The organism is Bradyrhizobium genosp. SA-3 (assembly GCF_004212635.1).
In the GTDB taxonomy this organism is placed as follows: domain Bacteria; phylum Pseudomonadota; class Alphaproteobacteria; order Rhizobiales; family Xanthobacteraceae; genus Bradyrhizobium.
Genome location: NZ_PSRT01000038.1, coordinates 16,962 through 29,066, shown reverse-complemented (window position 1 = coordinate 29,066; position 12,105 = coordinate 16,962). Strand labels below are relative to the sequence as shown.

The 12,105-nt window shown below is 58.7% G+C and carries 9 protein-coding genes; all 9 read right to left on the bottom strand.

All coding sequences use genetic code 11. From position 1 onward, the window contains the following. Positions 1 to 210: 210 nt before the first annotated feature. Positions 211 to 1,053, bottom strand: coding sequence for an electron transfer flavoprotein subunit beta/FixA family protein (locus CWO91_RS15320; RefSeq protein WP_130214184.1), 843 nt, complete (start codon positions 1,051 to 1,053; stop codon positions 211 to 213). Between the two features lie 322 nt (positions 1,054 to 1,375). Further along, complete coding sequence (gene nifA / locus CWO91_RS15315; RefSeq protein WP_245471262.1) at positions 1,376 to 3,130, bottom strand: nif-specific transcriptional activator NifA; 1,755 nt, start codon at positions 3,128 to 3,130, stop codon at positions 1,376 to 1,378. A gap of 255 nt (positions 3,131 to 3,385) precedes the next feature. Next, positions 3,386 to 4,222, bottom strand: a complete 837-nt coding sequence (locus tag CWO91_RS15310) for an SDR family NAD(P)-dependent oxidoreductase (RefSeq protein WP_130214182.1) — start codon at positions 4,220 to 4,222, stop codon at positions 3,386 to 3,388. Positions 4,223 to 4,858: 636 nt separating this feature from the next. Beyond that, a complete protein-coding gene (locus CWO91_RS15305; RefSeq protein ID WP_130214181.1) occupies positions 4,859 to 5,053 on the bottom strand; it encodes a hypothetical protein in 195 nt (64 codons plus the stop codon). Further along, entirely contained in the window at positions 5,050 to 6,162 is a 1,113-nt protein-coding gene (locus CWO91_RS15300) for a nodulation protein NodZ (protein ID WP_130214180.1), read from the bottom strand. The genes CWO91_RS15305 and CWO91_RS15300 overlap by 4 nt, the downstream gene beginning before the upstream one ends. A gap of 166 nt (positions 6,163 to 6,328) precedes the next feature. Then, positions 6,329 to 8,356 carry a carbamoyltransferase family protein gene (locus CWO91_RS15295; protein WP_165405477.1) on the bottom strand — a complete coding sequence of 676 codons (2,028 nt, stop codon included), beginning with the start codon at positions 8,354 to 8,356 and terminating at the stop codon, positions 6,329 to 6,331. Positions 8,357 to 8,677: 321 nt separating this feature from the next. Then, positions 8,678 to 9,466 (bottom strand): ABC transporter permease, encoded by a 789-nt coding sequence (locus CWO91_RS15290; protein ID WP_130214178.1) that lies wholly within the window; start codon positions 9,464 to 9,466, stop codon positions 8,678 to 8,680. 3 nt (positions 9,467 to 9,469) lie between these two features. Further along, the gene (gene nodI / locus CWO91_RS15285) at positions 9,470 to 10,390 is read right to left on the bottom strand and encodes a nodulation factor ABC transporter ATP-binding protein NodI (protein ID WP_130214177.1); all 921 of its coding nucleotides are present in this window, start codon (positions 10,388 to 10,390) and stop codon (positions 9,470 to 9,472) included. A 1-nt stretch (position 10,391) separates the two neighbouring features. Beyond that, positions 10,392 to 12,101, bottom strand: coding sequence for a nodulation protein NodU (gene nodU / locus CWO91_RS15280; RefSeq protein ID WP_130214176.1), 1,710 nt, complete (start codon positions 12,099 to 12,101; stop codon positions 10,392 to 10,394). Between the last annotated feature and the right edge of the window lie 4 nt (positions 12,102 to 12,105).

Genomic DNA, 12,105 nt, shown 5'->3' with positions numbered 1-12,105 from the left:
AGGCTTTCGGACAGCGGCAGCGGCGCGCTCAACCGGCGCGCTTGGCGGCATAATCGGGACTCCAGGCCGCGACATGCTCCGGATGTCGTGGCCTGTCTCGTAAACTGTATGACCTCGTCAATAGCAGCCTGAGGCCCGAACATGTCGTTGGTGTCCAGCTGAGTACCGGCCACCGTATAGACCCGAATGCATCTAACAAAGCTCTCCAGATCAAGCGTCACGGGCTAGTGCGGCAAGATCGGTTTCCAGCTTCGGTTGATGCTTGAAGATAGCGTCTATCAACGCCTGCGCCGGTTGCTCGGCGGCCTCAACCAGCACCGCCTTCTCAGCCCGCGCAGAGGGAGCGAACACTCGCTTGACGACGGTCGGCGAGCCCTTGAGGCCGCATTTGGAGACGTCTTCGACACCGGCATCGTGCGCGCTCCATTTCACGATTGGCGCACGCGCGGCACGCAAGGCATCCGCCATCGCGCCCCGCCGAATCTGATTGGTTGCCTCCAGCATGGTGATGAGACAGGGCAGCCTCGTGTGCAGCACCTGGACACCACCTTCGGAGCGTCGTTCCGCTTCAATTGTATGGGCGGCGAGATCTAAGGATCTGACCTTGGCAACGTAGGTTAGCTGCAATACGCCCAGCCGCTTCGCGATGCCGGGCCCAACCTGCGCCGTATCGCCGTCGATGGTCTGCTTGCCGGTGAAGATGAGGTTTGTCGGGCCATATTCCTGACCAATTTTTCGGATGGCTGTTGCTAGCGCATACGTTGTGGCCAGGGTGTCGGAGCCCGCAAAGCAGCGATCGGTGAGCAGTACGGCGCGATCGGCGCCATAGGTCAACGCCTTTCGCAAGGAGTCTTCCGCCGAAGGCGGCCCCATTGTAAGGACGGTTATTTCGCCGCCGAACCGATCGCGCAAGTCCAGCGCGGCCTCGAGCGCGAAGAGGTCATATGGGTTGATGATGGTCGGCACGCCCTGACGCATGATCGTATTTGTCACGGGGTGCACGCGGATCTGCGCAGAGTCGGGAACCTGTTTGATGCAGACGACATTGTGCACGGAGTTGCTCCAAAAGTTGCGATAGCTGCAAGGCGCACAGCAAGTGTCGTACCATCGCACCCGATTTTGGAATCGACTAGCTACGACAGGCCTTTAGACGGGACCGATGCGCCGCCCTAGCCCGGTGTTCTGATGAGCGAACACCGACACCGCGTCGGGGCTGCGACAGCGCTATCCCCCTGGGACGTCAGCTGAGTAACGCTGAGATAGCTTGCGGCAGATTACCGCCGTCAATCACGATGGGACGACGGACGGTCCCGCAAGTGAAAAAAGGCGGCATTTGGCAGCAAACCGCGGTGGCCCCGACGGTTTGGTCCTTGCGTCAGAACCGTTTGATCTCGATTCCGTATTTTCTTAGCGCGTAGCCAATCTGGCGCGGCGTTAGTCCGAGCAAGCGCGCTGCCTTTGCCTGCACCCAACCAGATCTTTCCATGGCCGCAATGACCCGCTCGCGATCGGCCATTCTCGGGCCACTTACGAGGGCTGTGCCGGGAGGTGCCAGTGAGACCAATTCGCTGTCAACAGGCGGGACCGGCGCAGTCGCTTGAGGTAGCGGAGTGATGGATTTCGAAGGCACCGGCGCGATGGGTGCCGGCTGGACTGTCATCTCGTCCGATGTACTTTTCCACAGCATCGCGGAAAGGCACTGGCCGTGGCAGCATGCAAAGTCACTTCTCACGATCGATGATCCGGCGCACAGCGTCGCTGTCCGCTCGATGCAGTTTTCGAGTTCGCGGACATTTCCCGGAAAGCCGCAGTTCATCAGCACATCGATCGCACTCGCCTCCAAGGTCAGCGTACGGCCGTTCTCGTTGTTGAAATTCCTGAGGAACTCGCTGGCAAGCAGCGGAATATCACTGCGTCTTTCGCGCAGCGGCGGCAACAGCAAGGGAACTACGCTGATGCGATAGTAAAGGTCCGCGCGGAACTCGCTCCTTGCCACGGCCTCTTCAAGGTTCTTGTTGGTCGCAGCTATAACTCGAACATCGACCTTAATAGTCTGGTTGCTGCCGACGCGCTCGAACTCCTGCTCTTGCAGAACGCGCAGCAGCTTCGCCTGGAACGGAGCTGAGATCTCGCCGATCTCGTCAAGAAATAGCGTTCCTTTGTCAGCAAGTTCGAAGCGTCCCTTGCGCGAGCTGAACGCACCGGTAAAGGCACCTTTTTCATGGCCAAACAATTCCGATTCCAGGACGGTCTCAGGGAGCGCCGCGCAATTCAGCTTAACGAACGGCCGCTTGGCGCGGGAGGACGATTCGTGAATGGCCTTGGCTACGAGTTCCTTCCCGGTACCGGATTCGCCACGCAGCAGAACCGTGCTGTTCGATTTTGCTACAACTGCAATCTTCTCGAGCAGCCCGCGCAGCGCCGGACTGTCGCCAATGATCCCATGGACGTGTAGCTTCTTGCGCTCCCGAGCGGGCTGCCTGAGCTCATATATCTGCTTTTGGAGACGATCCTTCTCCGCCATCAGTCGTTCGCGATCGGAGGCGAACAAGCGATGTAACTTCACTGTTTGTCCCACCAGGTTGGCGATCATCGCGAGCAGCCGCGCATCGTCATCGAGCCGGAGACTTGACCTATCGTCCCGGATACGGTCGATCGTCAGCGTACCCACGACCTTCGGATCAATGCGGATCGGAACCCCGATGAAGGACACTGGCATATCATCGGAGGCGCCGAGCACTTCCCGGTCGGCAGCGCTGAATGCAGGCTCGGCGGCCACGTTTTCGGCGACAAGCGGCCTGTCTGTCGCGACGATCTGGTCGATTGCCTTCTGCGGCAGGCGCATCCGGTAATGTTCGTCGCTGCCTTCGCTCCAGCCGGCGCCCACTGTAACTTCCGGCATGCCGTCATCGTCGAACAGTGAGACGATGCCGTGTCGCATCTGCACAAACGATTGCAGAAGACCAACAACGTTGGCTAACGTGACTTCGAGCCGACAAGGAGCGGTGAGTATTTTCGATATTTCGAAGATGCCGGTCAGCGCGCTCTCACGCAACGGCTCCGCCGAGAGCTTACGCTCCGGCTCAGGTTGCGAGGCAGGTCTTTCGCGTGAGGAAGGGATATGCAGCATGAGGCGGTCTCCGTTGTCTTGATCATCCTCCCTGGGACCTTGTTCGGGTCGGCGAGCTTCGTTTTGCATGTCACTCTCGATCTAGCGCCAAGTGTTGACGAGATGACATCGAACCGTAACACCTTTTCATGGCACTACGGTAAACTTACAGTGTGCCTTCATTTCAATTTTTGCGGATTGTGTGCGCGTCGTCAGCGGAGAACATAAGTACCGCTGCTGCAGCTCAAATCAGCTGCGTCGCCAAGGCTGGCCGATTCACAGATGTTGCCCACCATTGATCGGCACCTCGGCCCCCGTGACATAGCTCGCAGCATCCGAGCACAGGAAGAAGATGACCTTGGCCACTTCATCCGGGGTTCCCACTCTGCGCAGCGGGATACTTGGCACGAGACGCGCTTCTGTGTCGGGCGATAACATGTCCGTCCTGATTTCGCCGGGCGCGATCGCATTCACGCGAATGCCATGCGGCGCATAATCATGCGCCATCTCGCGTGTGAGGCTTGCAAGCGCAGCTTTCGAGGTCGCATAGGCGCTGCCGGCAAACGGGTGCACCCGCGAGCCCGCGATCGAAGTTACATTCACGATCGATCCTGACGCGGCTCTTAGTTCGTCAAACAAACCCTGCGCCAGCAGGATCGGGGCGACAAGATTGAGATGGAACACCTTCATCCAAGTCTCGGTTGACGTCGTCAACGATGTCATCCGATCGCCAGTTGGCGTTTTCGGCGAGACCCCGGCATTATTCACCAGCGCGTGCAAAGGTGCACCGGCCAAGCGTTTCTTGACCTCGGTGATCGCGCGCGGCAGCATTCGATGATTGCTGAGGTCGATCTGGACATGATCCTCGTTCCCTGCCTCCCAGGGGCATCGCTCGCCGTCGAACGGTTGGCGCGCGCAAGAAATGATGCGCCAGCCCGCCTCCGAGAACAGCTTGGCAGTGGCATGACCAATTCCGCGCGATGCCCCGGTCAGCAACATCGTCTTCTGCTCTCCGCGATGAACACGGGCTTTATCGGAGTGAAACAGGCAGCCCAAATGTGTTTCGGGCACCGGGCCTCTGATCAGATCGTCATTTTGTAGATCGAGACCCACGCCCGCCTCCTCTCCTGTTGCGCCGGCGCACGCGTAGCAGGGTTTGTGCCACTGCGATGCCCATAAATCCGCTTCCGTTTTGCGTCCTAATGTCGCGCACACGGAATGCTTGGCGGGTTCAAGACACGATGCGTGTGCTTTGTGACAGTGATGGTGCATCAGCTACGTAATGTCGCGAGCACACTCGCCTGCGTCAAGACAAGGCTACGAGCCGCGCTCTCTTTCCTGATCGCACAACCGGAAGAGCCAGCGGATGGCCAGCGCCTCTCGTCAAGAGCAACGATCGATCAGTGTCGCGACCGCGGCCAGTAGCCACGCCAACTCGAAAACTGACGTTACCAGCTTCGTACGTTAGATTCGTCGGCAACTGATGCTGACTTCATCGCGCCCTGCTCTGCTGTGTCCAGCACTGGCACATCGCCGGGCGGATTGAATCCGGACCACGACCTGGCGTGCTGAATGTTCAGCCCAACATAGTGGATCTCGAGAGCGCCGTCCGCACCAGCGAGTGCCCGACCACCACGACGGAACTCGCCGGCTGAACGGGACCTTTCGATATGTTCATCCGCGATCGACCACCGATTAGCTTCGAGTCGCGGTCCGCCCGAGGCGAAGACGAAGACGTGTTCCACCTGTTTAGCCCGGCGGTAGCACGTTAAGGCCATTGTTGTCGACGTCGAGCTTCAGCGGAAGGCATTCGGCCGCCGCATCGTTCTGTTCTCCGGTGGAAGTCTCACTTTGGGCAGACATTTGCCGCCTCGAAAAGAACTGCCAGTACTGCTGGATGCAAAGAGCGGCAATCAGATCGATCAAGCGGGCTACGACTTTCATGAAGCCACGAGCTCTTGCGAGGTTTGTGCAATCAGGATCAATCGGCTCGGATCGTTCAAATCGAATTCTATAACGCGTGGGGCAAAGAGACGCGCATAGCGCGTGAAGGCGCTCGTCGGGGGAAAACGGATCACAGTGTCGCAGCGCGCAAGCAGATACATTTCGATGAGGGCGGAAAAGCCACCCTCGGCTCCGAGCGCGGCGTTGTGCAATGGGCCGGCCTGAGGCGCCTGGAACCGTTTTGGGATCGTGAAAACATCGGGAAATATAGTCGAAACCTTCTCAAGGACGAGCGCGCTGTCCGTGCACAGGAAAGCCCTCACGGGTTTTGGGTGGGGTAAACCCCGAGCCTTATCAATGGCATTACAGACCTGTCGCAAGGCGCGCTCCGGGTCGGCCCAATAGGGGGCATGCCCCATAATATCCTCGCCGTTGCCATGCCGGACGTGAATGCCGATTACGCTGTACGGCTCAAAGTGCTCGCGGTAGATAGCATCAATTCGAGCCTGAATTTCAGGTCGTGGCTTGATGCTCCGAAAGATTTCTCGTTCGGCCTCCTGATCGCAGCGCCACATCAGGCACGCGTCACACACAACCGTGTTAGCGTCACTATCTTGCTGACTTTGGAACAGTTGATCGAGCTCGTCGCGTTCCCGGAAAATCTGCTCGTCCGGGCGATAGACGCAATCGATGGGTGGCTTGTTCCACCATGTCGGGAAGAATGGTCCCGGAAATGTACACTGATTGATCTTGTCGTCGCAAATCACCCGCACGCCAGCAATGTCTTGAACCGGTTCGAAGAAGACTGGAAAGGCGTTGGTGAATGGCTCATCGAGATAACAAGATCCGCGCCAATCAATGGCTAGCGTCCGTCCTGTCTGCTTTGCGAAACGCCAGGCAGCCGCCAGTGACCACAGGCAGTCGCCGAACCCCGTATGTCGCCGGGAAACTACGAACCGATCATTCCTCGAACCACTAAGCATCTGCATTGCCTCTTCCCGGGCTCCTGGTTGGACAAGAGACGTCGTTGCAGACATCTCACGTATCATCTTGTCCGGCGTCATGGTCTGAAATCGCGGTGCCGGTGAGCTGCGTCGGTAGAACTTCATAGCAGCACTTTCCGTGATGGGCCGCGTTCTCTCAACACTTTCCGTCTTTCTTCGGCGGTGTTGCGTCGCCGTGCCGATTTCAGTCGGATGGCCGATGAACCTTGTGCGTCGGATGGCCAGGCCTCCTCACATGCAGGCATAAGCATGGCCATGCTCTGAGCTCCGGCTATGTTTCGCTTTGCAGTTTATTGCGGCCGCAAGCCGCGCGCGGCGGATGCAGGCGAACGCCCCGCAGCTCCCACACGAGCCGCAATTCCTTCACGAGATCTTCACGCTTGGCCTGGCCCAGCATGGTTGCGTCGAGAAGCGAGCCGAGCGACGCCTCGCCCTCGATCCGCATCAAGATCTCGAAAAGCTCATATGAGATACGCATACTGTCGCGGCCGGAATGTCCCGTGCGGATCTCGCAGACCGTTTCCTGACGATCTGGCCCCGTGTGGGAGCGAACACGATGAAGGGATGCATACGGCGGCAATGAAACGCCCAGCGCACTCCAATCCTGCAGTGATGCTGCCCGCTTCCTGACGAGGAAAGGCCCAACAACAAGTCCGTCCAGGTCAGTCGTCAAGAACGTGGTGATCGCATCTGAAACGGACTCCACGATCGGCTCGGCATTGTTGTTAAATGACGTATTTAGAAGAACCGGGATGCCGGTTCGCCTCTTGAACGCATCAATTACATCCCAATAGGTGGGGTTTGTCTCGCGCGATACCGTCTGCAGCCGAGCGGTCCCATCAACGTGCGTGATCGCACCGAGCACGTTACGCTTGGCTTCACGCACACGAACCACGAAGTTCATGAAGGGGAGCTGCCGCGTGCCGTCCGGGAGCTCAAAGAACTCGCTCGCATCATCCTCCAGTACAGATGGCGCAAACGGGCGATAGCCCTCGCGCTTCTTGACCATCGCGTTGATGCGGTCCTTGTTTTCCGCAGGCCGCGGGTCCGCAAGAATGCTGCGGTTACCAAGCGCACGTGGGCCGAATTCAGAGCGGCCCTGAACCCAGCCGATTACAGCGCCATTTGCCATCCATTCTGCCGCACTGGATGCTATGTCATCACTTCGTTGAATGTCGAGGTGGCCTGACCATGCGTTGAGCTCATGCTCTACGGCTTGCTCGGTTCCGAGATCGGGCCCCCAATAAACGTCCGGCAGTCGCTCGCGCGGCGCTGGCCTGCCCAGCTCGTTTGACATCATCAATGCAGCGCCGAGTGCGCAACCGGCGTCGTGCGCTGCGGGTTGGACAAAGATATCGTCAAATAGCCCGGAATAAAGCAGCTTACCGTTCAGCGTGCAATTATGGGCTACACCCCCAGCCAGGCACAAGCGAGTCATGCCCGTCGCTTCGCGATAGTGGCGCAGGATGTGAAACACGATCCGCTCCAGCGCTTCCTGCAGCGAAGCGCTGACATCTCGATGCTGTTGGGTGAATGGCATTCCTTTTCGCCGAACCTCGATGTTGCGGACTAGGGCCGGACCGATTCGATCCAGGTGAACGCGATAGCCACCGTTGTCCAACAACTCGTAGAACCGCGCGAAGAGCTCGCGATAGGGAGCGGGATCACCGTACGGGGCAAGCCCCATCACTTTGTACTCGTCGAATAACCCGTAGCCGAGATACCGGATTGTCTCGAGATAGAACAGTCCCAGGGAGTTATGTTCCGGGAAGGTTGCAAGTTGCGCAATTTCGGTGCCAGACCCCACCGCCAATAAGCCCGAGAGAAGATCGCCACCGCCGTCGATCGTAAAAACGAGACTTTGCTCGAACCCGGACATAGCAAACGCGCTCACGGCATGCGCCTCGTGGTGATTCACGAAGGAAAGCCGGGACGGATCGATCTCGGCGCCGAACTCCCGTTCCAGCAGCTGCCGCAGCAACAATTTGGCGTCCAGCGGAACGGGCTGAGAAACAGAAAGACGCTCGAGCATAGTGTTGCAGTAGGCTTCAGTCGCGTAGAACGCGACACGGTGGATCTCGCCGAGCTCAACTCCTGCGATGGAAAGGCAGTATCGGATCGAATTGCTCGGGAGCTTGTTGGAGTGCTTGACGCGATTGAGGCGTTCCTCTTCGACGGCAGCGATCACGCGGCCATCGCGCACAAGGACCGCAGCGCCATCGTGAAGAAATGTATTCGGCAGCTCCGGCGAGCTTTCATAGATTCGGTCAAGACCGCCACTAATTCCCAGGCACAACATCTCATTCTCCATTCGATGATGACGGGAAGGTCAACTGCCGTTCCATCTATCTGTACAGTCGCGCTCCGTCGGCTGCACGGGCCAGACAGCACAACCAGGATCTTCCAAAGTCCGTCTCGGCGGCTAGCGACAGGCGCTCAGAAAATAACGATACCGGCGTCCGCACCAATCGACTGAACAGGCGGCCGTAGACCTGGCTCGATCGCGGCGCTCTTAAGGCCATTCAGCAACTGCTGTGACAGACCAGGTCTTCCCGAGCTACCGCAGAAAGCATCGTGACCCTGCATCGATTTGACTTTCTCCGTTATCGCTCAACTCACGTCAACGCAGCAGGCGGCGCCGAAACAGTGCTGTCGACACGAAAAAGGGCAATACCGCGTAAACGCAAAGCGCACCGACGTGGAGGGCAACACTGTCGGCGCCGCGCTCAAGCATCGCCGGGCGAATAAGGTCGACCGAATGTGCGAGCGGCAACAAGCCGGCGAAGTGCTGAAATGAGCCGGGCAGTTGGCTCATCGGAAAGACCGCGCCACACAGAAACACCATAGGGCTAAGGACGAGCGACTGGTAAAACACGAAGTAATCATAAGTTGGCGCAAGAGATATGACGACCATTGCCAGGCTGGCGAAGACAAGGCCGGTAAGGGCGACTGTTGGTATCGCACAGAAAATCGAGGTCCAGGATGCATAACCCAATGTGGCAGCGACAATCCCAATTGCTGTCCCGGCCAGAACGGACTTACTGGCCGCCCACACCAGTTCACCCAGAACAATATCGCCAAGCGTGAGCTGAGTAGAGAGGATCGCTTCCCAGGTGCGCTTTGCATCCATGCGCGCAAAGGCTGCATACATGGTTTCAAAGGTCGCGGATGTCATGGCGCTGATCGCGACCATACCCGCCGCCAGAAAGGCGATGTACGAAGTCCCCTCGACTCGTCCCACGATGAGGCCGAGGCCAAAGCCAAGGCCGAGCAGATTGGTTATGGGATCTGCGAGGTTGCCGAGAAGCGATGCAAGCGCGACCTTCCTCCATGCCAGGAAATTTCGACGCCATACCGCTATCCAGTTGTACGCGTTAGCGGGCATTACCGCCGCATAAGCTTCACCCATCGCTCATTTCTCCATCTCGCGCCCGGTCAACCGCAAAAACACGTCTTCGAGATTGGGCGGGCGCTGCAGAACGCGAAGGTCCGCTCGCCCGCGCAGGTGCACGCGTACCTGCTCCGGATATGGCGCATAACAAAAAAGCGTCTCTCCACTCACTTCGATGTGCCGCGCATAAGGCCTGATCAGCTCACGGAGCTGATGTGGATCACCGCCATAGATTTCGATCACGTTGCTGCCGATATGCTCGTCGATCAAGGCGTCGGGCTTGCCTTCGGCGATCTTGCACCCACTCTCAAGGACGCACAGCCGATCGCACAGGCGTTCGGCCTCTTCCATGAAGTGAGTGGTCAAGAGAATCGTCTTGCCACGCGCAAGCAGAACCCGCAGGCGTTCCCAAATCAGGTGGCGTGCATGTGGATCCAGACCAGTCGTCGGCTCGTCCATCACGAGTAGATGTGGATCATTAATCAAGGCACGCGCCAGCGTCAGCCGCCGCTTCATGCCACCGGACAACTCAGAGACGCGCACGTTCGCCTTGCTTTCGAGACGCGCAAACTCGAGCAGCGAGGGCGCGATCGCCTCGATCTTGCGAGCGCTCATGCCGAAATAGCGGCCAAACACAAGCAGATTCTCTCGCACGGTGAACTCGAGTTCAAGGTTATCGAACTGCGGCACCACGCCGATGCGCACACGCGCCACACGAGCGCGGGAAGGCACAGGCTCATTGAGGACCGTAATCTTGCCTGCGTCCGGCGAAATCATGCCGAGGAGCATACGCGCAATCGTACTCTTGCCTGCTCCATTTGGCCCAAGCAGGCCGAAGCATTCTCCGCGCGCAACCGAGAACGACAGTTCATTGACGATGATCTTGTCGCCAAATGACTTTTTCACGCCGGCAAGGTCGATCGCTACCGTGGACATGTTCATCTTAGGCTGACAGAAGTCGTTCCGCAGACGATGGCTTCTTGACGGCCGTTTTGGTCCAGAGCACGCCGTCGCACCACACATGCTCGACACGCCCCCATTGGCAGGCCGCCGCAGCATCCGGGAAGAATCCGCGTCCGTGGAGGTTGGCGCTCGTGTTGCAGAGCAGCGGAATGCCCGTGAGTTGCTCAAATTCGACGAGAAGCGCGGCGATTTGGTGCGGAGAGTTGCGGGAAATTGTCTGCAGGCGCGCCGAGCCGTCAAGATGGATCACAGCGGGGATCTTGTCGCGCCATTCCGCCCGGGTCTGGTGATCGAACAGCATGTAAGGATCTGGCGTGCCTGGGCTGAAGATCTCCGGCGCCCGATCCTCCAGACAAATCGGCGCCACCGGTCGGAAGTGCTCGCGACGCTTGATGTCGTTGAGATGATCTTTCATTGCCGGGGAGCTTGGGGCTGCAAGAATGCTTCTCCCGCCCAACGCCCGCGGCCCAAGCTCGGCGCGGCCGGAAAGGAAGATGATCGGCTTGTTGTCGGCGAGAATCGCCGCTAGTTCTCGCAGACTGCACGGCGCGGCCGCCCAGTCCGACGGAAGCTCGCTGTCCTGCAGGGCCGGACCACTGTAGACTGACCATTCCAACGGCCCGAAGCCATTTTGCGCCGCCATCGCACCGCAAGCAGCGCCGATTGCCGAACCGCTGTCATTCGGAAACGGCGGCACCCAGACATCATCGAACAATCCCGTCGCACGAAGCGCGCTGTTCCACTTGATATTGAGACCGCAGCCTCCGGCGACACATAGATTTCGCGCTCCCGGAAGCGACGAGTGCCGCAGCAGAACCATCGCGATTTCCTTGACAAGAAGACGTTCCAGGAACACATGAAACGACGCGAGGACGTCCTCCGCTCGCTTGGCCGTCAGGCGCAATGCGCTTGCCTCGAAGAAGTCGTGGATAGCTGCAAGAGACGATTCCGCATTGTTGATGTCCGCGCGGTAGCGACGAGCCTGCTCCGTGTCGGCCGCGAAGCGCTTTTCATAGAGCTCCTGAAACACTGCCACGATGCTTTCGTCGACAGAGCCAAGCGCGATGTAGGCCATCAGCTTGCCGGCGATGCCCAAATCCCAACTGGAGCGGTTCGGCTGTCTGTAAGGCCCGAAGTGAAGGCCCGCGGCAGCATAGGCATGGCCGATCATCGGAAACAGGGATCCAATGAGCCGTGCCCGCCGAGGTTCGACATAATAAAGACGTGGAAAGATGCAGCCGTCCCATACCAGACAGAACGCGGGTTTTCCCGCGGTGGCAAAGGGACTGGTGCTATATGCAGACGTAACGTGGCCCGTGACGTGCGGGTAGCTCTTATATGGGAACACCTTGCCGCCGAGGATCAGGCCAAAGCCGTCGACGGAATCAAGAAGGCCCTCAGCATGGCGCTCGACATATGGCGCCCCTTTCAATGAGATCGGCACAGCTCCACTGTTGACATGGAACTGCGACTCGATCTCACCATCCCAGCCATCGATGACGAACTGATCGATATCCCGCGGATCCAGACCATGCTCCGCCAAGGCGAGCACGACTGCATCGAGATTGTCGACGGACTGATAGCGTGGACTGTTGCCGCGCTTCTCTTGCTCGGTGCAAAAGACAAGCCGCCCGTCCTCGACGACAGCAATTGCCCCGTCATGTGTTAATTTGATGCCGCAGATGCGCATACGA

Excerpts from the sequence above, each read along its gene's own strand:
- CWO91_RS15295 (WP_165405477.1), bottom strand. The coding sequence starts at position 8,356 with ATGTTGTGCCTGGGAATTAGTGGCGGTCTTGACCGAATCTATGAAAGC.
- CWO91_RS15290 (WP_130214178.1), bottom strand. The coding sequence starts at position 9,466 with ATGGGTGAAGCTTATGCGGCGGTAATGCCCGCTAACGCGTACAACTGG.
- nifA (WP_245471262.1), bottom strand. The coding sequence starts at position 3,130 with ATGCTGCATATCCCTTCCTCACGCGAAAGACCTGCCTCGCAACCTGAG.
- nodU (WP_130214176.1), bottom strand. The coding sequence starts at position 12,101 with ATGCGCATCTGCGGCATCAAATTAACACATGACGGGGCAATTGCTGTC.
- CWO91_RS15300 (WP_130214180.1), bottom strand. The coding sequence starts at position 6,162 with ATGAAGTTCTACCGACGCAGCTCACCGGCACCGCGATTTCAGACCATG.
- CWO91_RS15305 (WP_130214181.1), bottom strand. The coding sequence starts at position 5,053 with ATGAAAGTCGTAGCCCGCTTGATCGATCTGATTGCCGCTCTTTGCATC.
- nodI (WP_130214177.1), bottom strand. The coding sequence starts at position 10,390 with ATGAACATGTCCACGGTAGCGATCGACCTTGCCGGCGTGAAAAAGTCA.